The following is a 24,936-nucleotide window of genomic DNA, read 5'->3' on the forward strand; positions in this document are numbered from 1 at the left end:
GCTAGGCCAACCTGGGGGAGAGTCGTTGAGCAAGTCAGGCGTTAGGCTGCCACCCGCCGCCGAGGGCCTTGTAGATGGCGACAATGCCGCGATACAGCTCAACTTCCGCTTGGGCTTGGGCGTCTTCGGCGCTCAGGCGTTCGCGTTCGGCGTCGAGCAATACCAGAAAATCCACTTCACCCTCGCGGTAGCGCACGCGGGCTTGTTCGGCAGCGGCGCGGCTGGCGTCGGATTGGCGTAGCAGGGCGAGCAGGCGTTGTTGACGTTTGCCGTAGTCGCTAAAGGCGTTAGCCGATTCCTCCAGGGCCAGTAACACCTGTTGTTCATAGTTGGCCAGCGCGCCATCGGCTTCGGCTTCAGCCCCGCGCAGGCGTGCACGTACGCTGCCCAGATCAAACGCCGCCCAGCTGATGGTCGGTGCCAGGCCCCAGGCTTGCGCCGCCGATGAACCTAGCTGCGAACCCCGCCCGGCGGTAAAGCCGAGGAAGCCGGACATACTCACCCGAGGAAGCAGGTCCGCAGTAGCCACACCGATATTGGCAGTGGCCGCGGCCAGTTGCCGTTCGGCGGCGCGGATATCTGGGCGGCGGCGCAACAACTCGCCGGGATCACCTACCGGCAGCGCCTTGGCGATGGCGGGCAGGTCCTGGGCTGAGAGGTCCACGCTTAATTGATCAGGACGCTGACCGAGCAGGGTGGCGATGCGGTGTTTAGCGCGCTGCTGTTCGGCCTGCAGTTGCGGCAGGCTGGCTTCGGTGCCAGCCAGGCGCGCGTCGCTGCGCAGTACATCCAGCTGGCTACCGACGCCAGCTTCACGCAGCTGCTCGGTAATGGCGCGGGATTCCTGCTGATTCTTCAGGTTGGCGCGGGCGATGCGTTCGCGCAGTTGCGCGCCGCGCAGGCTGCCGTAGGCATCCACCAGTTCGGCGATCAGGCTGACCTGCAGTTGCTGGTAATCCGCTTCGGCCACGTCCAGCTCGGCATCGCTGGCTTCCAGTTGGCGCTGGATGCGGCCAAACAGATCCAGTTCCCAGAGCATGTCCAGACCCAGGTCATAACGCTCGCCGCGCACGCGCTGCTCGGTGACGCCGGGTTGCTGGGCTTTGCCGAATTCACCACTGGCGCGGCTAGTGACGGTCGGCAACTGATCGTTGCCAATATCATCACGGATGGCCTGGGCCGCCCGCTGCCGGGCAAAGGCCACGCGCAGCTGGCGGTTTTCCTCGAGCGATTGTTGCACCAGTTGGTTGAGCACCGGGTCATCGAACTGCTGCCACCAGCTGACTTCGAAACGCGAACGGTCGAAGCTGCTGCTTTGCGCGCTGCTCAGCTGGGCATCTGCGGTCTGCGGGGCCTGGTAGTCCGGGCCGACAGCGCAGGCTGTCAGCGCCAGGGTTAACAGGCTGAGTGCCAGCGGCTTGGCGTTAAGGGACTTCATGCCTGCACCTCCTGCAAACGCGCGGCCTTCTGTGCTTCGCGTTTCTCCACGAAACCGCGAATCAACACATAAAACACCGGGGTCAGCAGCAGGCCGAAGAAGGTCACGCCGAGCATGCCGCTAAATACCGCCACGCCCATGGCATGACGCATTTCTGCGCCGGCGCCGGAAGACAGCACCAACGGCACCACACCCATGATGAAGGCGAAGCTGGTCATCAGAATCGGCCGCAGACGCAGGCGACAGGCTTCCAGAACCGCGCTCACGCGGTCCATGCCTTCTTCCTGTTTTTCCTTGGCAAACTCGACGATGAGGATGGCGTTCTTACAGGCCAATCCCACCAGTACGATCAAGCCGATCTGGGTGAAGATGTTGTTGTCGCCTCCCGCGAGGATCACCCCGGTAATAGCCGACAGTAGGGTCATGGGCACGATCAGGATCACCGCCAGCGGCAGGCTCCAGCTCTCGTACTGGGCCGCCAGTACCAGGAAGGCCAGCAGCACGCAGAGCGGGAAGACGAAGATCGCACTGTTACCAGCCAGAATCTGCTGGTAGGTCAGATCAGTCCATTCGAAGCTCATGCCGTTGGGTAGTTCTTCCTTGAGCAGTTTGGCCATCGCCGCTTCGGCCTGGCCGGAGCTGTAGCCAGGGGCTGCCGCGCCGTTGATTTCGGCGGTGAGGAAGCCGTTGTAATGCATCACCCGATCCGGCCCGGAACTGGCGCTGACTTTAAGGAACGCTGACAGCGGCACCATTTCCCCGCGGTTGTTGCGCACCTTGAGCTGGCCAATCTGCTCCGGTTCCAGGCGGAACTGTTGCTCGGCCTGCACGTTGACCTGGTAGGTACGGCCAAAGCGGTTGAAGTCGTTGGCGTACAACGAGCCCAGGTAGATCTGCATGGTGTCGAAGATGTCGCTGATCGCCACGCCGTGGGTCTTGGCCTTTTCGCGGTCGATAGCGGCATCGATCTGCGGCACATTCACCTGATAGCTGGTGAACACCGACATCGGGTCCAGTTCCGGCAGGGCGCGGGCCTTGGCGATGACGTTCTGGGTTTGCACATACAGCTCGTCATAACCCAGGTTGCCGCGATCCTGCACCTGCAGGCGGAAGCCGCCGATGGTGCCCAAACCCTGAACCGGCGGTGGCGGGAAGATGGCGATGTAAGCGTCCTGAATCTCACTGAACTGCACATTCAGCTCCGCGGCAATGGCCGTGGCGCTCATCGAAGGATCACTGCGCTCATCGAACGGTTTGAGCGGGGTAAAGACGATGCCGCTGTTCGGGCTGTTGGTGAAGCCGTTGATCGACAGGCCAGGGAAAGCCACGGTGTTTTCCACACCGGGGTGCTTGCCGGCGATTTCCGACATTTTCTTGATCACGTCTTCGGTGCGGTCCAGGGTTGCCGCATCCGGCAGTTGGGCGAAGGCGACCAGGTATTGTTTGTCCTGCGCCGGTACGAAACCGCTCGGCGTGCTGGCAAAGCCCAGGTAGGTCAGCCCCATCAAGCCGGCGTAGACGAACAGAGCAATACCGCTGCCGCGCAAGACGCGTTTCACCGTACCGACATAGCCATGGCTGGCGCGGTCAAACAGGCGGTTGAATGGGTTAAACAACCAGCCGCCAAACAGTTTGTCGAGCACCTTGGAGAAACGGTCCTTCGGCGCGTCGTGGCTTTTCAGCAGCACGGCCGCAAGGGCAGGGGACAGGGTCAGTGAGTTGAAGGCCGAGATCACCGTGGAGATGGCGATGGTCAGCGCGAACTGCTGGTAGAACTGTCCGGTAAGCCCGGAAATAAAAGCCGTGGGAATAAACACCGCGCACAACACCAAGGCCGTGGCCACGATCGGCCCGGTGACTTCCTTCATTGCCTGCTTGGTGGCCTCTACCGGGGTTTTGCCCAGGCCGATATTCCGTTCAACGTTTTCCACCACCACGATGGCGTCGTCCACCACGATGCCGATGGCCAGCACCAGACCAAACAACGACAACGCGTTGAGCGAGAAGCCGAACATGTGCATCACGGCGAAGGTGCCGATCAACGACACCGGCACTGCGGCCAGCGGGATGATCGACGCGCGCCAGGTTTGCAAGAACAGGATTACCACCAGCACCACCAGGATGATGGCCTCGAGCAGGGTATGCACCACTGCTTCAATGGAGCCACGCACGAAGATGGTTGGGTCATAGACAATTTCGTAGTCCACGCCTTGCGGGAAGCTCTGCTTCAGCTCGGCCATGCGCGCACGCACCGCATCGGAAATCTCGATGGCGTTGGAGCCGGGACGCTGGAACACCGGGATGGCAACCGCCGGCTTGTTGTTGAGCAAGGAGCGCAGGGCGTACTGGCTGGAGCCCAGTTCAATGCGTGCGATGTCTTTCAAACGGGTGATTTCACCGTTTTCACCGGCGCGAATGATGATGTTCTCGAACTCTTCCTCGCTGACCAGACGGCCTTGGGTGTTGATCGACAGCTGGAAGCTGTTGCCAGCGTCAGAGGGCGGGGCACCGAGTGAGCCGGCCGCTACCTGGCGGTTCTGCTCGCGAATGGCATTGACCACGTCACTGGCGGCCAGGCCCCGTGACGCGACCTTGTTCGGATCGAGCCACACGCGCAGCGAGTAGTTGCCCAGGCCGAACAGCTGTACATCACCCACGCCATCCAGCCGTGCCAGCTCGTCCTTGACGTTGAGCGCGGCGTAGTTGGACAGATACAGCATGTCGTAGCGGTCGTCCGGCGAGGTCAGGTGCACAACCATGGTCAGGTCGGGCGAGGCCTTGTCGACGGTCACGCCAAGGCGCTGCACTTCAGTGGGCAGGGTCGGCATGGTGCGCGTCACGCGGTTCTGCACCTGCACCTGGGCTTTGTCCAGATCAGTACCGAGGGCGAAGGTCAGGGTCAGAGTCATCTTGCCGTCGGCCGTGCCCTGGGAGGACATATAGAGCATGCCTTCCACCCCGGTGATCGCCTGTTCCAGCGGTGAGGCAACGGTTTCACCGATCACCTTGGGGTTGGCGCCGGGGAAGGTGGCGCGCACCACCACGGTGGGCGGCACGACTTCCGGGTATTCGCTGATCGGCAACTGGAATAGCGAGATGGCCCCGCCAATCAGGATCAACAGTGATAGCACAGCGGCGAAGATCGGCCGCTGAATAAAGAATTGCGAGAAGTTCATCAGAAAGTCCTCGGACGCCGGTGCGCCAGGCCCTAACGGCCACGCGCGCCCTACGAATCAGGTTGTCGGGTAGGGGACGCAGTGCGCCCCAGGCGTCATGTCAGCCGCGAGGCTTGCCGTTGTTGGTGTCCTGTTTGGCGACCCGTGGCGCATCGCGCTCATCGACTGACTGACGCAAGCGCAGCAGTTGGGCGAGGGTGGCCTCATCGGCCATCGGCACGGTCTGCGGATCAACCGTGGAACCGGGGAAGGCACGTTGCAGACCGTTGACCACGATCTTCTCGCCCTTGACCAGACCCTGACGCACGATGCGCAGGCCTTCCAGCTTCGGCCCCAGCTCAATGGCGCGGTATTGCACGGCATTGTCCTTGTCGAGCACCAGGACGAACTTCTTGCCCAGGTCGGTGCCGACCGCTTCATCCTTGATCAGCGCGGCAGCGTACTGACCGCTGCCAACCAGCTTCAGGCGTGCGTACAGGCCTGGCGTAAAGCGGCCATCACGGTTATCGAACACCGCGCGGCCACGGATGGTGCCGGTCTGCGGGTTAACCTGGTTGTCGAGGAAATCCAGCTCACCCAGGTGTGGGTGGCCGTCTTCGCTGGACAGGCCAAGGTAGACCGGGCTGGCATCGCGGGTTTGGCCGCCAGCCTGGCGCGCCAGCTCAACGTATTTGAGGAACACGCGCTCATCGGCATCGAAATAGGCGTACACCTTGTCAGTGCTAACCAAGGTGGTCAGCAGGCTTTGCCCTGCATTGACCAAGTTTCCCTCGGTGATTTCCGCCCGGCTGACGCGGCCATCAATCGGCGCGGTAACCCGGGTAAAACTGAGATTAAGGCGAGCGTTATCCAGTTCCGCCTGGATACCGGCCACAGCCGCTTTGGCTTCGGCGGCGGCGCTAGCGCGGGCATCAGCCAGTTCGGCAGAGATGGCGTTACTTTGGCGCAGGCGCTCACCGCGATTGGCTTCACTTTGCGTGCGCGCCTGGCTAGCACGGGCCTGTTGCAGCTGAGCTTCGAAGCGTTTGACTTCGGCCTGGAACGGTCGTGGATCGATCTGGAACAACAGATCGCCTTTCTTCACTAGGCTGCCTTCGGCAAAGGAAACGCGATCAACAAAACCGGACACCCGTGGGCGGATCTCGACCGACTCAGGTGCTTCCAGGCGCCCGGTGAATTCATCCCATTCGTTGATCGGTTGTTCGATGACTTCTGCCACGCTGACTTTTGCAGCAGGCATCTGCTGTGCTGTTTCCGGCGCTTTTCCGCATGCACTCAAAACCAGCACTGCAGCAAGGGCCAAGGGGAAATGCCAGCGATTGTTATTGGACTGTTCCATGTGTGTATCCGCCCGAGGGTGTTGTGATGGGGCGGAGTCTGCTGCGCGCTCTGGCGTGGAACGAATCGAATGCCGCGAAGGTGACTATCATCGTGAATGATGATGAATGGGCTTTTATCAATTTCAACTATGTGAACAAAGTGCCCTGAATGCCCCTTTGTTGCAGTGCTGGGTCTACTCCAAGCTGTCCGGATCACCGCAGAACATTTGGATGCGCGAGCGCAGCCAGCGCTCCGCCGGGTCGTTGTCCTGGGCGCCGCGCCAGGCCATATGCAGCTCGAAAGTCTGCGTCGGCAGCGGCAGTTCTTCGGCGCGTACCCCACCTGCAGAGGTCAGGGCAGCTGCGGTGTAATCCGGCACGGTGGCCAGAATATCGGTGCCGGCGAGCAGGGTGCCCAGGCCGTTGAACTGGGGCAGGGCGAGTACTACGCGACGCTTGCGCCCCAGTTTTTCCAGTTCGGTATCGATAAAACCACCCAGATCGCCGGCAAAGGACACCAGCGCGTGTGGCCTGGCGCAGAAATCATCCAGGCTCAGTGCGCCAGGCGCGGTATCGGCACGCAGCAGCTTCGGTTTGCTACGGCGCAGTACCTTGCGCTTGGCATTGGCCGGCAACTCTTCGGTGTAGGCAACGCCCACGGAAATCTCCCCGGAGGCAAGCAAGGCCGGCATCAGCAGGTAGTTGGTGCGGCGAATCACCAGCACCACGCCGGGGGCTTCAGCGCGCAGGCGTTTGATCAGCGGCGGTAAGAGGCCGAACTCAACGTCATCCGACAAACCGATGCGAAACACCGCGGTGCTGGTGGCTGGGTGGAAATCAGCCGCACGGCTGACCGCCGTAGAAATCGAATCCAGCGCCGGCGAGAGCAGGGCGGCAATCTCCATGGCGCGGGCGGTGGGCTCCATGCTGCGCCCCGTGCGCACGAACAGCGGGTCATCGAACAGGCTGCGCAGACGGGCGAGGGCAGCACTGATGGCCGGCTGGCCGAGAAACAGTTTTTCCGCCGCACGGGTGACGCTGCGCTCATGCATCAGCGTTTCAAAGACGATCAGCAGATTGAGATCGACGCGGCGAAGATCGTTACGGTTCATCCGGTGTCCATTCTGGAGTGGCTGCGGTTTTGCGCGCGAATCAGGCTAATGCCGAATGCTATTGCCAGGCAATATGCACGGCGAAATGATGTGTGCGTGACTCATCATCATCGACAAGCATGGTGAATATCAGCCCTGAGCGGTGGAATTGCTGGCAAAGCCCGGATAAAGTCCGTGGCCATAAGAGGTCGCCAGAGCTGTATCGCGCAGAAATGCTTAACAGCTGCCACGACCTGAATGGGTCAACCGAAGAGGTTTGCGATGTCCCGCATAGTGCGTTTCCACGAATTTGGTGAGGCCGATGTCCTCAAGATCGAAGAGCGTCAAGCACCGGTGCCCGCCGCAGGTGAAGTGCTGGTCGGTGTTGAAGCCGTAGGTGTCAGCTGGTACGACGTGCTCTGGCGGCAGAATTTAGCTAATACGCCGACGCAATTGCCGGCAGGCCTGGGCCACGAACTGGCCGGCGTGGTGCTGGCCGTCGGCGATGGCGTGACTGATTTGGCTGTCGGTGATCGAGTCGCGAGCTTCCCGGGGCACAGCGCCAACCGTTATCCCAGTTACGCCGAGCACGTGGTATTGCCACGCAGTTCCTTGGCGCGTTACCCGGAGAACCTGACCGCTCAACAGGCCGCCGTGCACTATCTACCATCGATGGTCGGCTGGTTCGGTTTCATTGAACTGGCGCGTTTGCAGCCCGGCGAAACCGTGCTGGTAACGGCCGCAAGCCGCTGCTGGGGCCCGTACATCGTGCAGATGGGCAAAGCTCTGGGCGCCACAGTCATTGCGGCGACAGCCTTTGCCGAGGACAGCGACTTTCTCAAGCAGCTGGGCGCAGATCACATCATCCTCACCGAGGAGCAAGATCTGGTCAGCCGCGTCAGCAAACTGACCGATGGCCGCGGCGTCAACGTGGTGATGGATGCACTTGGCGGCCCGCAGATGTGCCTGCTGGGCGACGCCATCGCACCGCGCGGTCGACTGATTCTGTTCGATCTGCAAGGCGGCAATGAAACGCCATTCCCAGCCTGTGCGGCGTTCCAGAAGAACATTCAATTCTTCGTGCATTGCATCGGTAACTTCACCGGCAAGGAAGAGCTGAATATCCCGCAGGATGCAGTTGCCGTGGCCAAGGCCGTGCAAGGCATCAATCAGCTGACGGCAGATGGTCTGCTCAAGCCTTTGATCGACAAGGTTTACAGCTTCGATGACGTAGTCGAAGCGCATCGTTATATGGAAACCTGTCCAAGCCGTGGCCGTGTGTTGCTGGATATCGACGCGCGTTAAACATAACTTACATTGTACGAAGCCCGGATTAGGGCGAGAGCGGTGAATCCTAAGTGGTCTAGGTTCATCGCTCGGTGCACGAAGGTTCGTATAATGTATATTATGTTAAATAGCATGCAGAGTGATACGCTACGAGTCCCTCAGGCGTGTCGTACGTCAGCTAACTGGAGAATTCCGTCAAACGTGAGAACTCTGAAACTTAATCAGAATCAGCTGTTTACGACACGCCCCAGCTGCATCGATGCGCCCTTTGGCTGTATTTCATCATCACTGAGTCTGCGCCGTGCAGCGGATTCCACTGAACCGATTGCTCATAATTGACGTGCGCTACGAACTCGCAGCGCGCTGATTAGCGCTAAAAATCAGCCAGCAACGATCCATTCTGATTCGCATCCATCAGCTGCGTCAGCTCACATAACCTGATGTCCTTCAGGCATAGCACGAGATTCTTCGCCCGTTTCAGGTTCAACCAGATCGCCCCAGACTCTGGCCATGACGCTAAGAATCGGCTGTCAATCTTCTCGTGGCGTCCAGCTGTACTAGTCATCCTCTCCAAAGCATGTTGGCTTTTACGCAGCGGGATCAACGCCATTGACCACCCCACGAGGTGGAATCTGATGAATCTTCCAGCCTTGGTCGACTAGCAACTGGAGGCTCTGCTCAAACGCCTTGCCCTCCCCCAGTGACCGCCTGCTGATCGCCAAGCACAACAGGTGCGTTGGTCTGGTCATGGCCACATACATCGCCAGCAGGCGTTTCCTCTGCCGAATCTTCACAGATGTCCCGCCATGGCATTGCTGCCCTAGGAGCCAGGGCATTAGGCTGTGTAGCACGTGGCCGTAGTTATAGGTTTCCAACACCAGCGTCGCGGTGTGTGTTTGACCTTTGGCCGAATGAACAGAGCCAAGCTTGATATCGACCGCTTTATGCTCGTGCACGCATCGATATGTATTGAGCGACGGCGCGACGGCTTCCTCCTGAATAACCGTTTGAGTGTCTTCAGCCCAACTCAAGTAGTCCGCCCCAGCTTCCGATAACTCGTCGGTACCCGTAAGAACCTTCGCAAGTAGCAAAAAGCGATGTCTTAGCACCTTCCAGCGATGCTGAGTGATCGAATCGGAGCTGAACAAAACTTCTACCACCAGATTTTGGTATCGCTCCAGATCGTCTGGCTGGATCAACAACTGCTGGATCTGGACGTGCTGCCGCGCTCCGGCCTTGATCCTCGTTCGAGGATCAGACAGGTTCACCAAGTGGATCAAGGCACGAGCCATCTCCTCTACCGCCTGATGCGCCGTTTCCCCTTTCGCGAGGTGACATCTGGCAAAGCGTAGTCGCTCCACCAGTGTCGGTGGCTTGTAGCCTGAGCCGCCGGCGTTGCGGTCGTATTTCCCCCAGTAGTGCGCCACGGTCTTGGGGTAATGCTCATCTTGGCCATCCGGGTCGATATCCTTGTGCGTGAAACCCAGTGCAGTGATCGTCGCTTTCTGAAGCAGTTCGGCAGAAAGATGTTGCAGCACATGGCGACCATAGGCATCTAGTACCTCGCCGCAATCTCCATCTGGGAAAACGAAAATGGTATGTGGGAGCTGTTGCCCATCATCCCTAACGCGAAGCCCTCTAAGGCCCTGCGCGACGGGATGGAACGCAAATGGGTTCGCAAGCAGCGCTATCGACTCGTCAAATCGGAAGCTGCTAGCGATGTCCAGCGATTGGTCAACATCTGGGAAATCGCTACCCCGGGAGCTGGTATCAGAGTCGAAAATGGCCTGATTGGGATCGCCCACCCGTGTCACGCAGATATCCCCATCCTCCCTGGGGAAAATGGTGCTGATGTATTCGTTCTGAGGATCAGACGTATCCTGCATTTCATCAACGATTACACAGGGAAAACGATGCCGCAATGATGCGCCAACGCCCGGTCGTTCGGAGAGTTGTGCCTTGCCCAGAACGAAGATTTCGTCATAGCAAAAGTAACCACACTTAGCTGCCTTCCCCATCGCGGTTGCCATAATCTTGTAGCTGTCAGCATCAGGGCCGCAGGGAAAACTATTGCCTTTGAGCGGGTCTGTGAAGTTGGTGCTGGTAAGCCTCAGACTCTCAGCTTTGAAATTGCTGTGTTCGAAGTATCCACGCACTTTTTTTCTTTCAGCGAACGTCATGCAATTGAAACGCATGCGGTACGTCAGCTCATCATCGATGGCTGTGAATCGAAATCCGGCAGAGAGCAGCCATGGGGTGGCGAGAAACCGGCTGACAAAGCCGTGGATCGTGTCGATGTAGTGTGGGTAATTCAGCAACCGCCGTCCCACCTCAGTGTTCCCAAGTCGGTGCTCGATTTCGTGACGCGCAACATTCGTGTGGGAGAGGACGCAGATGCCTCGGGTGCGGCTCGTCCATTTACGCGCGAGAATGGCGAGCTTAGCGACGACCATCGTTGTTTTTCCGCTCCCGGGGCAGGCCGCGACATCCAGTGTCTCACGTGATCGCAGGAACTCGATTCGAGGTGCATCGAGTTTCTTGAGCTGCATGAGTTCAGTGACCCAGGCAACGTCCTCCTCAGTGATCTCGGAAATTAGTTCTCGAAACGCAGTCATGATGCAGCGCCTGCCGGCTCTTGCGCCAATTCAAGACGCGTCGTCGCGTAGGTAATCGCCTCGGTTAGATACTCTGGCAACATGCCCACAATCTGCTCGCAGCTGAGTACCTGGCGTTGCTGACAATCCTCCAACACGTCGACTAGGTATTGCGCGGTGATGGCTTTGGAGGCCTTCTTGGACGTGAACAAGCTGTAAATGTGTGAACAGAGGTGCGCATGGGAGTCTGTTGACTGGTGAAGCTGCTCAAACTCTGATTCTGCTGCCTGGATAACATCGTTGGCTTTTTTCCGCTCCATATTCAGCGCGTCATCATTTTCCGCGAGCCTGGCAGCTACCAGAAGCTCTTTTGCCAGGCCTGAGTATGCAAGGTCGTATTCGAGCGTCCAGTGACGCGCAACGAAGGTTTGAACGTTCTGCGCATCGTCGCTTTTGAGTTTTGCACGACGAGCCTCTAAGGCTACATCACGGCTTTTCTCGTCGTCCCCGAAATGTCTCATGGCCTTCCACCGACGGTGCTTCCCGTTCCACCTAGGATCATTGTCGTCGTCCACCAGCCCCAGAATCGCCGGTGCGCAGTCAGGCATTACATCCATGTCCGCGATCCGAGCGACGGGTATATTGAGCATACCCTCCTCCGGTTTTGCCCTTTGCAGTATGCGGGAGTATCGACCCAACCCTGTGCCCCCCACATTCACCACGGAAACCCCGTGCTTGGTGAAATCACGACCCATTATTTTAGCTAGTGCCGGCAGCAGGATTGCCTCGCCATCCCCCTCAACGATCACCACACCTCGCGCGAAGAACAGGTTGGCTTTGGTGACGTCCAGGAACCGCGCTAGAAATCGGTAATCGGTGGATTCAAGGTTGGTTTGCTGCTCTGCGAGCGAGTAAGCCTTTTGCCGATGCATTAGCACCAGATTGTTCAATGCGATCTTGGAACTCAGGTTGGGGCTGTGAGTGGTCAGGATGACCTGCACGGGGCGCTGCTGATTGGCTTCTTCCTGTTCAGAGTCTTCAAGCTTTGGTGCTATTGGTTTAGCCGCCGCTTCCAAAAACTCCATCAGCCGCAGTTGCCGTTGAGGATGCAGGTGCGCCTCCGGCTCCTCGATCAGCAGCAAAGGGAGTCCATCAGGCTCTCTGCCCAGAAGCAGCAGTTCGCAGGCCATGAAAAGCAGATTGTTGGAGCCGAGTCCATAGGCCCCCTGCTCATCGCCGGATTGTTGATCCTGTAACCCGAGCTCCAGACGCTCAAGAATTTGGCGTAAGCGCGATGATTCTGACCCACCATCTACAAAGTTGATGCGGCTGTGCAGATCATCGCCCTCCAACCCTAGGTGGGAAAGATAGTTATCGTTGATCGTGTACTGGGCCTTCTTCACGCCCCCGTGTAAGTTGACCAGGTGCCGCAGGTACTCCGCCATGCCCGCTAGGCTAAGGCTCGAAGGATCTAGATCGGCTAGTGGCTGGGCAGCGTTAAAGTCAGCACCGCGCTTGATATCAGGAAAATTTTTCAACACCTGAGACAGGCGAGAACCACGGCCCGGTGACATCTCGCGCTCAGCATCGCGTAGCGGGCGCAGATACGCGGCAGCTAGCAATTGACGCACATTGACGTCTAGGCTTGGCCCTCCCCCGTCATGGCCACTGCGAACCGCAATATCCACCCAGCGGCGAGCCAGCGGGTCATCATTCAATCGACGTGCAGTCCAGTGAATATATACAACGGCTTCTTGGCCTTTGAACGTGACGTATTCTGAGAGCGCACCTTGGTCGGCAGTCGAAAGATCGGAGAATTTCGCGACAATTTTGATCTGGTTAGTTTGCGGGCCATCCTTCGGGATGTGGAAGTCTTCTGGCTGCAAGCGCACGTATTCTCCGTCACGGGTCTGTAGTACCAACCGCAACGCATCGATGACGGACGACTTGCCCGCATCATTCTCACCTACAAGCGCCGTGACACCCTTATTGAAACGAATCACCAACCCCTGCTGGGCGGCTCCAAACTGCCGGAAGTTATAAACCGCGAGAGCTGACAAATACATCCGTGTTTTCCTATCGCAAAAGTCTTTCATGCCGTAAGTGTACGCAGTCACACTTAGCTAGAAAGCTGGTCGCCCTTTATAGCCTGCCGGCGGTGTTTTTTTCTTTTTGCCAGCGTGAGCTGAACTGAGAATTTTGAATGCCTGCAAGTCAACATCAAACAAGCTAATTGCTGCCTGATTGTGCCCATGCACATGAGCTATCTGACGCTCATAATGCTCCCTATAAGGTGCTTGAGCTGTGGAGCCACCGTACTGTCCGGTATTCGCTAGCATCACTGGTTGGTACATATGAAATTGCAATGCACCTGCCATCGTATCGAAGGTATTGATGTCTCTGTTGAGTGCCGTAACGACAAAACCATCACTCAAATCACGCATGTCGGCAGCTAGTCGCAAGTCCGTTGCGTCGTAACAAATCGCCCCTGTGAGGTTGGCCTTAGCGCCGGAAACATCGTTGAATTGCACAACGACTTGATAAGGTCGATGACCTACGATGCCCTTATCGACCTCCCATGAGGTGCCATGCTGCTTGCCTTGGAACGCGCGTACAAGCTGTCGACCTGCCCTGTTTTTTTGCCGAAGCAGCCACACAGCCCTATTAATGGGCTTTTTCAAATAGGCATGCTCAACAAACGTCTGGCCCGCAAAAATAGTCGCCTTTGTGCTGTCTGATAAACGATGCAAAAGCCACATATCATCTGGGTGTACAGATAGCTCTGGGAACACGATCAAATCGAGATAGAGCCCCTCAGGATCATCCGGTTTTCTTGAGGCAAACCGCGTCGCCACTAGCTGCTGTCCGAGCAGTCGGCACATGGCCGCTAGGTGCGCTCGATGTCGGGCCCTATACGCAGCCGGCCATAACAGTGGGTCAGCTTCGCAAATTTCAGTGTCCTTAGGCATAAGGGTTTGGACTAAAGCCACCTTGAATTTCCGCAGGGTTGTCTGGGGGTGACTGTCGACGGGCAGTAGATAAACCGGAAGCTCTGACAGCTTCCCATAGAATGCTTTCTGTGCAGCTAGCCGTTGGTTAACCAACCTCAGCAGGTCTGCCGGCTGCTTGATTTCACTGAACTCGCTAACTTCTTCACGATTGATTTCTAATCCAGGCCATTGCAGCAGGCGCATGACCAGTTCGTTCAGCCATGGGGAGACAGGCGTAGGCTCTTCACCTAGGCCATTCGTAAGGGGCGCTAGCCCCATACGACGTTTATACCAACTACTTTGTAGGCCTCTGTAGCGGTCAAGCTTCTCCTCGCGAACAGCAAAGAAACGCGTGGTGAAGTCACTCTCACCAATAATTGCGGAGCGCAGTAAACGACCGAGCCGATAAGCCCAGGCCATATCACCTGAGCACCAACTAGGCTTTACATTCCAAGGGGGATTGAACTGGCTAGATTTTTTTGCTGAAAAAAACAGCGAAATCTCTGCGCCTGGCCGTTGAATGGCTGCCCAGTTATCGCATGAAACCGAGATTCTGCTGATTGAAAGCCTGTCGTCATTCAGTTCAGGAGCATGCTGCTCAAGCAATGCCTTGGTCAATTTGAGTAAAGCGTTTTCCTGCACAAAGGGGTTTTCTGGATGCGCCACAATAGCCGCTAGAGAGCGCTTACCATTCGACCAGTCATTTAGACGCTCAGAAACATCCAGAGTGCTTGTTGAAGCTACGTAGTGCTTCAGGTGCAGAATCCAGCCAGCTCTATCGGCTGCCCCCCACATGAGCAGCAATTCCTTAAGCACTTGCGGCTCAATCATTGCTACCTGATCAATAAGCGTCTTAGCCACAGCTGCTTTGAGACTTTGTAGCCAATCTCCGAGCCAGATGGCGAACTTCTCACGCTGCCCGGTAATGCGCATGACCAGCAAACCCGCTGTAAGGGCCTCAGCATCATTCCCACTGGACGGGCGCTCGAACCGTAGGGCGGAGTGCAGGGCTCGATAGGCTTTTAGCTCGGGCCTCTGATTTAGCATCACCGGGTAATGCATGACCGCAAGGTAAAGTGCTGCCTGCTGATGGAGGAACCAAGGCAGGCTAGCGTCCTCGGTAAGCTCCAAAGCTAACTGAAGCAACTCTGTTCGATAGGCCTCTATATTTGCCGTCGAGGGATAGCTTTCAGGGCGATGGAGGCCCGTTTCTACTGCACCGGCTCTAAATAGATCGGCCAGAACATATTCAGCCACCGAGCGCTCAGCCGAACCGGACGGCACTTTTAACTTGCTCTTCAAGGCGTCAATGACAGGGCGCAGTAGTTCTGTAGATGGAAATAAGTCCAAACCACAACGCAAAACAGTTACCAACGAAGGGTTACGTGACCAACAGGCCACCAGCTTTCGAGCGATAGCCTCCATTTCATGATCGAGAGCTTGCAGCTCGCTAACTCCGGTGGTGGCTACGCCATCTTCAGCCGGTAAGTCTGGGTCGGCCATGCTGCGCCGCAGCCGCAATACTTGACGCAAACGGTTAGCGGCAAAACGCTTAACCGTGTCATCACGAACATCACCTTGTGGCAGCGAGATACGCGCAAGTTCAAGGGGGTTTGCATCTACATCCGCATCTTCTTCTAGCGCATCGGCTAGCCACAGCAAGTGATCAAGACTGCCCGTTGCCTGTAACAACGACGCGGGGTCGGGAGCGGTGCTGATTTGCCCCTGCACACTGCGCATAAATCGAGATGTACTGCCTTGAACGGAACAGTCTTCCCAGGCCACAGCCTCGGATTTTTCCTCTTTGATTTTGAGCTGCCCTGATGTTTCGGGGAAACAATGGCCGAGCATCAAATTGGCCCAAGCACTGATCGACTTAGTGAACGCCTCTAACGGCAAATCATTTGCCGCTTCTTCTGGTACGGCGATTACCAGTCGCATGTCATCAACATAGCGACAGTAATCTAGCAACCTTACTGACACAGGCGTATTGGATGTGATGGGAATGCGTATGCCCTGACGCACTGTCATCATGGCAACTTGATCAAAGTCATACATGTACGCGTTAGCTAAAAAGCCACTGGCAACCAGGCCTTGCGGGAGTCCCAATGGCTTATCTAGATCCTGCTCGTCCCATTCCCAACGTAGGACTTTTTCTGCTACTTGCCAGAAAGGCTCTGCCTCAGCCGGGTCGTACACGACGCTAAATTGCTTTGCGTAACGTTCAAAGTGACTCCTCAAGCGAGAAGTAACAGTGTTCTGCTCGACACAATCGTAAAACTTAGCCAGATCCAGGTTCACTACAAAAAGACGCTCGCCTTGTAAGGTCGGTAATAGCTCGCGACAGACCTCTGCGGGACGCTCTAGAAAACGCTCATAGTCCTGGAAGAACTGCGAATAGGTAGTGGCATTGCCCCAACGAAGCTTCGCCTGCTGTACATCGCCCAGCGTTGTACGCCAGTCACAAAACAAGCGATTGCCGTAGCTACACACATGCTGACGCCCGATTGCTGCGCTGGTATAGGTTGCTGCGTCGGTATTGCCTTGCAGGGTCTCAATCGCATCGGCCAAACACATCATCACTGCCGTTGCTAGGGTTTGCTCACGAACCGGCACATGCGCCAATGGGCGTAAATCGGGCTCGATTATTTCAACACCATCCGCGCCAACAGTTTTTCTGAAGACCCAGCCGGATGCTTCCCCCTTGGGGAAATACCACTTGGCATTTTTCGGGGCTAACACGAGTCGCAATGGGGCTGCCGAGTCGAAATCCCCCGTCTTTATCTGTGCACCCCAGCTTTGTAGCTTTGCTGGTAGTAACAGCGACGTTTGCTCCAACTCCAGCGTATTCGCATACCAGTTGTGACGGCGAATGTAGGCATCCGTTTTCTTCCATGCCTGAGCCAGAACTGCCTCATCGCACAGCAATTCAAGATCGGGGCCAAGACGGTCATAGCGCTTGTCCAGGATGCTCATGCAATTGCCTTCTCAAGCTGATGGGTTTCTGTGGGTTGATTCGATCTTGGGTGCATTAAAACGAAAATCGCTGTACAGGGGATAATGTTCCCTGAGTGATCCGCATCACGTTTGACTTGTGATCGATCTGGTGTTGTGCTGTTCCACGCAAAAAAACGCTGATGGCACGGAGCTATGGCAAGCTTACAAGGAAGTGGACGGTGAGCGCTTCGAAATCAGGCCGCGCGAGACGTATCTGGGACTACCACCTACCTACAGCTCGTCATCGGAAACTGCATATACAGGCTTTATCTAATCTGACGCAGATCAGCCCACATAAGTACCAAAACCTAGGATGCCCGGCATGGTTCAGGCCGGTTGAGTAATCGAATTACAGGGAGTCGAAAATGACTGAAGCTTTTGGCGGTACCTCAGGTGACGAGCGTATCGTCGAGTTGGCTGCTTCTGAGCCGGTACAAATCGCAGAAGGCACGTCCACCATCGAGGAGGCCGTCCAAGAGCCAGCCAAGACCGTCATAATCGACACCACCCTGGTCGCCAAGCTTAACCTGGCTGACTACATGAATGCCGTTCCGGTGATTCGCGAGCTCAGAATTCGCAACGAGACTGCCCAGCACTACCGGTCGCTGACATTGTCTCTCTCGGCAGAGCCAGCCATCTTCAAACCTAAGATTTGGAACATTGATTACCTCAGCGCAAATGCCTTTCTGCAAATCCCAGGTTTGGACGTTGAGGTCGACAGCTCTCTACTGACGAGACTGGTCGAGTCTGAGTACTCCAAGCTAAGTTTTAAGCTGACTGCCGCAGGCGCGAGCGATGCCGCCCCGCGTGTTGAAGTGGCCAGGCGCGAGCTCTCTCTGGAGATGCTTCCCCGCAATCAGTGGGGTGGGCTCTCGCACATTCCAGAGATGACCGCAGCATTTGTACAGCCTAACGACCCGGCCATTGAAACTCTGCTCAAAAAGGCCTGCGAGCTACTTACCAAAGCGGGCAAGAGCTCATCTCTCGATGGTTACGGCAGTGGCTCCGAACATGCGTGGGAAATCATGTCGGCTATCTGGAACGCCGTTCTTGCAATGGGGCTCGACTACACCCTGCCCCCGGCAAGTTTCGAGTTGAATGGCCAGAAGGTACGCAGTCCCAGCCACATTGCAGCCAATGGGCTGGCCACCTGCATGGACACCACCATGCTGTTCTGTGCAGCGCTTGAACAGGCTGGCCTTAACCCCATGGCCATCTTCACGGAAGGTCATGCATTTGCCGGTGTCTGGCTGAAGGACGAAGAGTTTACGACTGCCACGGTTACTGACATCACCGCACTTCGCAAGCGCATCAAGCTCAATGAGCTGGCCGTTTTTGAAACCACACTCGTTGCGCAGCAGCAGAAGGTATCCCTGCGCTATGCGATTGATCGCGGTGCCCAGCACCTTGCCGAAGGCCTGGAAGACAAATTCGAGATGGCCCTCGATATTCGTCGGGCTCGCATGCAGCGGATCAAACCCCTGGCTAGTGGCGAACAAGTAACAGCATCTGTTACTGCAACTACTTCAAATGAGCAGTCAGCGGACGAAGAACAAGAGTTCACTGGCCTGATGATCGAAGCGCCTATCGCGTTGCCCACTGAGGCACCTGTCGAAATAGATGCTGCGAGCCTCAATCCGGCAGACCGCTTGGCACGCTGGCAGCGGAAGTTGCTCGATCTGTCTTTACGCAACGGTCTGCTGAATTTCCGCGCGGCGAAAAAGTCCCTGAAAATGGAGGCACCTGACCCAGGTGCCCTCGAAGATATTCTTTCAAGCGGCAAGCCGATCAAGCTGATGCCACGTCCGGATTTGATGGATGGAGCCGACCCTCGCGACAAAGAGCTTTATGAAACGCGAGAGCATGCAAATCTGCGGGTACAGCATGCTTCCGATGCCCTAAAGCGCAACGAGGTATACATCGCCGTGGCGCAAAACGAACTCGACAGCCGCCTCGTCGAGCTTTATCGGGGTGCCAGAACCAACATGGAAGAAGGCGGATCCAACACCCTATTTCTGGCCGTTGGGTTCCTATCCTGGTCGCCTACAGATCGGGAAGACGTCAAGTACCGGGCACCACTGATCCTTATTCCGGTTCAGCTTGAACGTAAAAGTATTCGCACGGGTTTCTCTATGTCCTTGCATACGGACGAGCCGCGCTTCAACCCGACCCTGATCGAAATGTTGCGCCAGGACTTCGGATTGCACCTCGGGGTGTCTGACAGCGAACTGCCGCGTGATGAAGCCGGCCTGGATATTGGCGAAATTTGGCGCAAGGTATCTCATGCCATTCGCGATATTAAAGGCTGGGAAGTCGTAGGCGACGTGGTGCTTTCGATGTTCTCCTTCGCCAAATACCTGATGTGGAAAGATCTGATCGACCGCAGCGACAAGCTGCGTGACAACCGGGTCGTCCGCCATCTGCTAGATACCCCGCGCGACGTCTATAGAGGCAATGCTGAGTCAGGGCGCTTCCCTGAGCAAAAACGGCTCGACAGCGAGTTCAGTCCTAAACAGATCTTCTGCCCGCTCCCTTACGACTCATCCCAACTGTCGGCGGTATTGGCCGGCAGTCAGGGGCAGGACATGGTGTTGATTGGCCCGCCAGGTACCGGCAAGAGCCAGACCATCGTTAACATCATTGCGCAATCTATTGCGAACAATCGGCGTGTGCTGTTTGTGTCAGAGAAGATCGCCGCACTTAACGTGGTACATCGCCGCCTTCATGAGGTCGGCCTGGGCGATTTCTGCTTAGAAGTTCACTCCAACAAAGCGAGTAAGGTTGATGTACTTTCCAAGCTAAACCAGGCATGGAAAGCCAGTGCAGAGGCTGACCCACAGACGTGGGCCATTGAGGCAGAGCGCCTAGAAAATTTGCGAAAGGGCCTTAACGTTTACGTTGAACAACACCATGAGGTTTATCCCAATGGCCTGAGCATCTACAAAGCCATTGGTTCAACGATTTCAGGCGAAGGCCTGCCGCTGGTAGATCTTTCATGGCCAACGCATTTGATGCACAACCAGGCCACTATGCAGGTACTTCTGGAGCTCAGCGACCGCCTTGAAGTGAATGCTCAAAGCGTTGGGTTCAAAGCACTGGCCACTCACCCATTGGCAGCCATCTGTCAGGTTGACTGGTCTCCGACGTGGCAGCAGCAAGTCATTCAAGCGTCACGCGAGATGCTCCCGGTTATTGATGCGGTTGAATCAGCAGCGACAAGGCTCATTCAGTCCGCCAGTCTTCCGGAAATCACCCAGGATGCCAAAGGCCGCAATGGACTGTCCCTGCTGGCTCATGCACTCCCTACTGCTGCTGGCCAGGATTGGCGCTTTGCTCTTCGTCCAGATGCTCGACAGATAGCCTCGCGGCTTAAGCAAGGCTGTGAACTTGTTCAGCAGCACCAACTCCTTACTGCGACGCTGCCAGCCCCGTGGTCAGCTGCAACCATGACGGCAACCCAGCGCTGCCTCGAACTGCTCAGCCGTCACATACAACTGATGGAGTCGCTCCCGATACTCTGGCCGATCCAAGTCATCGTGGCTTTGAATCAAGGCCTGCATTTGATCGCCGAAATTCAATCGATGAAGGGTGCTATGTCAGTGCCCTATACCGAGGCAATTGAGGCGCTCAATGTGGAAGAGCTGCTCTCGGAGTGGCTCAAAGCTGAGGAAACATTCTGGCCGAAGTCTGCATTACGTAAGCGAGCGATTACCAAGCAATTGGCGCAAGTTTCTGAAAGCGATCACAAGCCCGCTGTTCTTGAAGACCTTCAACGCTGGTCGTCTATTCGCTCTCTGCGCCAGCAAGTCAACTCACTGGCGATCCCGGTCGAAACTGTTACCTGCTGGAAAGGTGCGAACACCGACCCGTCTGGTGCAGCTGAAGAGCTAGTGCGCTTTCAGAAGGCTATAGCCAACTTCCAGACTGATGGACGATGGGTCGACGAGGGATTCAAGCGGATCACCGCTGGTGAGGCCGGAGATGTAATGCAACAAGCCTTGCTTGCGCTGCGCGAGCTGGCCAAGGTCAAGGTGGAAATCGTTGATTTGGGCCAACACCTGTCTGGTGCGACCGATGGCTTATGGAATGGTTTGTCTACACGCACAGATGCCATGGCTGCGGCTATTGCGTTCCAACAAGAGCGTCGCAACCTTGTCGACAAAGGCGCATTAGAAGAAACCCATGATCGCGTTGGCGCTGGCGGTTGTGGCGCCAAACTTCAGGAGCAGCACAAGCTGCTTACACAGCGGGCCCAGGTGGAATCATCGCTAAAGGAATACGAAGACCTGCGTGATCTGACCGGCAACATGTGGGCTGGTTTGTCTACAAAAGTACCGATTGCCATGGCTGCCGTCCGCTTTCAGGAAATGGTTGCAGCAGCATTGTCGAATGTGGCCACGACTCCTGAGGCCATGGTGACCATCAAGGATGCGCTCAGTAAGTTGCTGGGCGATGCCAATGCCATGCTAGAGCCTCAGGGTGTCCTGAGTCAGAACTGCACTCAGTACCTCTCTGCGCTGACGGCCCTTAAGTCCGCTAAAGACAAACTCTCCTCTGTGGCGGTCTTCTCGCAAGATGGCATAAACAGCACTGATGCGCTCAACCTGACCGAGCAACGTCAGGCATGTGAAGCAATAATTGCTCAAGAGCACAACATGCGTGACTGGAGTGCCTGGCGGAAAATCCGCGAGGAGGCTGTCGCTGCTGGTCTGAAAAATCTGGTTGATGCTATGGAAGCCAACCGGCTTGATTCGGGTACCGTCCGTAAAGTCTTTGAAACCAATTATGCACGCTGGTGGCTCAACACCACGGTCGATCACAATCCAGTCATTCGAGGTTTTGTAAGTGCTGAACATGAGCAGCGCATTCGTGACTTCCGCTCCCTAGACAAGCGCTTCAATGAGCTGACTCGCAATCTGCTGCGAGCACGCATTTGCTCAGGTCTGCCTGGTCAGGATGAAGTCACCAAATCATCTGAGTGGGGGATTCTGCGTCACGAAATTTCGAAGAAGACTCGGCACAAGCCGCTGCGCGAATTGATGTCCTCTATTCCGCAGGCACTGACAAAGCTTACTCCCTGCATGCTTATGAGCCCTCTATCGATTGCTCAGTATTTGCCGACGAACGCCGAGCAGTTCGACATCGTGATCTTCGACGAAGCATCCCAGATCACTGTATGGGACGCCATTGGTGCTATCGCCCGTGGCCGTCAGGTAATCATGGTCGGCGACCCGAAACAGATGCCCCCAACCTCGTTCTTCGACCGCGCTGAATCAGCCGAGGACAATGAAGACGTAGAGCCGGATTTGGAAAGTATTCTGGACGAGTGTCTCAGTGCGAACATGCCAACGATGAACCTCAACTGGCACTACCGTAGCCGCCACGAAAGCCTGATCGCATTCTCAAACAGCCGTTATTACAGCGGCGAGCTGGTGACCTTCCCATCCCCAGTCACAAACGATACAGCCGTATCGCTGCACCACGTCAAAGGTGTCTATGATCGGGGCGGCTCGCGCACCAATCGTATTGAAGCACAGGCCTTGGTTGACGATCTTGTTAAACGCTTGCGTGATGAAGCTGGCAGTGAAGACAAGATGTCCTTTGGTGTCGTGACCTTCAACGGCGAGCAGCGCCGGTTGATTGAAGATTTGCTAGAGGCCGAAATCCGAAAAGACCCGCGCCTCGATTGCTTCTTGGCCGACAATCAGCATGAAAAAATCTTCGTCAAAAACCTGGAAAGCGTTCAGGGTGACGAGCGTGACGTCATCTATTTCTCGACGACTTTCGGCAAAAATGCCGCTGGTCATTTAACTATGAATTTTGGCCCGATGACCCAATCAGGTGGTGAGCGCCGTCTCAACGTCGCAGTCACTCGTGCTCGCCATGAGATGCGCGTCTTCGCTTCCTTCAAACCGGAAGATATAGACCTAGCTCGAACATCGTCACTCGGTGTCCGGGATATGAAGCATTTCCTCGAATTTGCCGAACGTGGTGCCATCGCCATTGCCGAAGCAAACGTAGGAAGCCTCGGTGGTTTCGACAGCCCGTTTGAAGAACAAGTCGCACGAGCCTTGAGCAAGAAAGGCTGGCATGTCGTGACTCAGGTTGGCGTTTCCTCATTCCGTATCGACCTTGGGGTCATTGATCCTGACGCGCCTGGCAGGTATCTGGCTGGAGTTGAGTGCGATGGTGCAACTTATCACCGCAGTGCAACCGCCCGTGACCGCGACATGCTCCGCGAGCAAGTTCTGCGTGGACTAGGGTGGGAAATCGTGCGTATCTGGTCGACGGATTGGTGGATTAACCCGGTCGGTACTGCTGAGAAAGTCCATGCCCGTTTGGAAGAGATCCTCGCAGAAAGTCGGGCCAAGCGAGCCAAGCTGGAATTAAGCGAGGAGCTGATCTCGACTGTCGTCGAAACCGAAGGCAATGTCGTCAACTCCATTGAGGAAACCATTGAGTTGCCGCCCGCTTGCGAAACCGAGACTGATAGTGAGCGTGCAGGTCAGTATGCACATAAGGTCTCAATCGACCCTACTAGTGCACCTGTATTAGCCCCTGTCTCCTACCGGAAATCGAACCCTCTTGAAGCAGTAGCTGCTGCTGACCCGGATGCATTCTTCAATCCCGAGTATGACGAAGCTCTCTCGGCCATGATCGCCCATGTTATTCATCAGGAGGGCCCTGTACTGGATAGCATCTTGGCCCAAAGGATCGCCAGGGCTCATGGCTGGGTTCGCACTGGCGCTCGAATTCTGACCCGAGTAACTGAGATTGCGGGGCGTGATCATCGACTCACTTTGGAGGCAGATAGCGCCTTCTATTGGCCAAGTCATTACGAGACGGATGGGCAAGTGCGATTCCGGCGTCCAGATGATGCAGATAGTTTCCGCACCGTAGATGAAATCTGTCTGCCCGAGTTGGAATCTCTGGCCCGGCACATGGTTGATTCGGGAACTCCCAGTGACGGGTTGGTTCAAGGTATGGCGAAAGAGATTGGTCTTCAAAAAGTGTCAGCGCAGTCCAAAGGACGCTTGGAGCTGGCAATGAGAGGCCTGTTTAGGGCTAGTGATCTTTGATCTTTGCCTTATAGAAATAAAGCCTGGAAGAGCTTTCCCTTCCAGGCCCTAGGGAGTTTGTATGGGTGGTCAGCTACATAATTTGAACGTCGCAATGTTTATCGACGCAGACAACGCGCCCAGCCGCAAGATCGGTGACGTTCTAGCGGAGCTTGCTTCCTTTGGATCGGTCTCGATCCGTCGCGCCTACGGCAACTGGAAGAATGCTTCATTGGAGCCCTGGGGTAAGGTGCTTCACGAACATGCGATCCAGCCCATGCAGCAGTTCGATCTGGTTAAGGGTAAGAATGCCACTGACATGGCCATGGCGGTGGACGCAATGGACGTGCTGTTCAACAAGCCAGTCGATGTTTTCTGCTTGGTCTCTTCGGACTGCGATTTTACCCCGCTGGTCATGCGTCTCAGAGCTGAAGGTAAACAAGTCGTTGGCTTCGGTGAGCGCAAGGCACCAGAGCCTTTCGTCAACGCTTGTTCTAGGTTTCTGTACTTCGACCAACCTGCGTTAACAGATGACCAATCCACTGCGTTGATCACTCACCCGGAGAAAATTCTGGCCGCTGAAGACACTGGTCACGCGATGTCTCCGAGCAGGAAGTCGGGTAAGGAACTCAAGGGTGATACCAAACTACTGAACCTACTGAGAAATGCAGTGGCATACGCCGAGAGCGAAGACGGCTGGGCTCACCTGAGCGTGGTAGGTAGTCGCATTGGGAACCAAGCATCCTTTGACTCACGCAACTATGGATATCCACGGCTGGTAGATCTGTTCGCGGCCATCGACTTGTTCGAGATGAAGAGGATCAACAACCATCCACTGGTTCGCTACAAGCGTCGAGCTGCGGCCTCCGTGGCTTGAAAAAGCCGACAAAGCATCAATCCATGAACAAACCTATAGCTGATCTCTGCGACGATAACCTTGCTTACACATGCAGTACACTCGCCGTTAGAATGCCTATAACCCCGGA

10 protein-coding genes are annotated in these 24,936 nt (G+C 56.2%); 3 read left to right on the top strand and 7 right to left on the bottom strand.

Translation table 11 applies throughout. The annotated features are described in order from the left end of the window. Positions 1-34 precede the first annotated feature (34 nt). From ALTER154_RS10665 to ALTER154_RS10680, 4 genes are all read right to left on the bottom strand, one after another. Entirely contained in the window at positions 35-1,438 is a 1,404-nt protein-coding gene (locus ALTER154_RS10665) for an efflux transporter outer membrane subunit (RefSeq protein ID WP_160086883.1), read from the bottom strand. After that, the gene (locus ALTER154_RS10670; protein WP_160086885.1) at positions 1,435-4,614 is read right to left on the bottom strand and encodes an efflux RND transporter permease subunit; all 3,180 of its coding nucleotides are present in this window, start codon (positions 4,612-4,614) and stop codon (positions 1,435-1,437) included. The genes ALTER154_RS10665 and ALTER154_RS10670 overlap by 4 nt, the downstream gene beginning before the upstream one ends. Before the next feature lie 100 nt (positions 4,615-4,714). Then, positions 4,715-5,953, bottom strand: coding sequence for a multidrug efflux RND transporter periplasmic adaptor subunit MexE (gene mexE / locus ALTER154_RS10675; protein WP_160086887.1), 1,239 nt, complete (start codon positions 5,951-5,953; stop codon positions 4,715-4,717). A 174-nt stretch (positions 5,954-6,127) separates the two neighbouring features. Next, a complete protein-coding gene (locus tag ALTER154_RS10680; RefSeq protein ID WP_090253805.1) occupies positions 6,128-7,045 on the bottom strand; it encodes a LysR family transcriptional regulator in 918 nt (305 codons plus the stop codon). Positions 7,046-7,306: 261 nt separating this feature from the next. Here ALTER154_RS10680 and ALTER154_RS10685 point away from each other — a divergent pair, with 261 nt between their 5' ends. Further along, positions 7,307-8,329: a zinc-dependent alcohol dehydrogenase family protein gene (locus ALTER154_RS10685; RefSeq protein WP_160086889.1), complete on the top strand. Its 1,023-nt coding sequence runs from the start codon at positions 7,307-7,309 to the stop codon at positions 8,327-8,329. Between the two features lie 569 nt (positions 8,330-8,898). Here the strand turns inward: ALTER154_RS10685 and ALTER154_RS10690 are convergent. Genes ALTER154_RS10690 through ALTER154_RS10700 form a run of 3 tightly spaced genes read right to left on the bottom strand, consistent with a single transcriptional unit; the run spans position 8,899 to position 16,871 of the window. Continuing rightward, the gene (locus ALTER154_RS10690) at positions 8,899-10,926 is read right to left on the bottom strand and encodes a UvrD-helicase domain-containing protein (protein WP_160086891.1); all 2,028 of its coding nucleotides are present in this window, start codon (positions 10,924-10,926) and stop codon (positions 8,899-8,901) included. Continuing rightward, a complete protein-coding gene (locus tag ALTER154_RS10695) occupies positions 10,923-12,971 on the bottom strand; it encodes an ATP-dependent endonuclease (protein WP_160086893.1) in 2,049 nt (682 codons plus the stop codon). Before ALTER154_RS10695 ends, ALTER154_RS10690 begins: the two co-directional genes overlap by 4 nt. A 57-nt stretch (positions 12,972-13,028) precedes the next feature. After that, positions 13,029-16,871: a hypothetical protein gene (locus tag ALTER154_RS10700; RefSeq protein ID WP_160086895.1), complete on the bottom strand. Its 3,843-nt coding sequence runs from the start codon at positions 16,869-16,871 to the stop codon at positions 13,029-13,031. A gap of 386 nt (positions 16,872-17,257) precedes the next feature. Between ALTER154_RS10700 and ALTER154_RS10705 the strand changes: the two genes are divergently transcribed. Together ALTER154_RS10705 and ALTER154_RS10710 are read left to right on the top strand one after the other, a co-directional pair. After that, a complete protein-coding gene (locus ALTER154_RS10705; RefSeq protein WP_160086897.1) occupies positions 17,258-23,971 on the top strand; it encodes a DUF3320 domain-containing protein in 6,714 nt (2,237 codons plus the stop codon). A 61-nt stretch (positions 23,972-24,032) separates the two neighbouring features. Continuing rightward, on the top strand, positions 24,033-24,827 hold the full coding sequence (locus tag ALTER154_RS10710) for an NYN domain-containing protein (RefSeq protein WP_160086899.1): 795 nt from the start codon (positions 24,033-24,035) through the stop codon (positions 24,825-24,827). Positions 24,828-24,936 lie beyond the last annotated feature (109 nt).

The organism is Pseudomonas sp. 9AZ (assembly GCF_902506525.1).
Lineage (GTDB): Bacteria > Pseudomonadota > Gammaproteobacteria > Pseudomonadales > Pseudomonadaceae > Aquipseudomonas > Aquipseudomonas peli.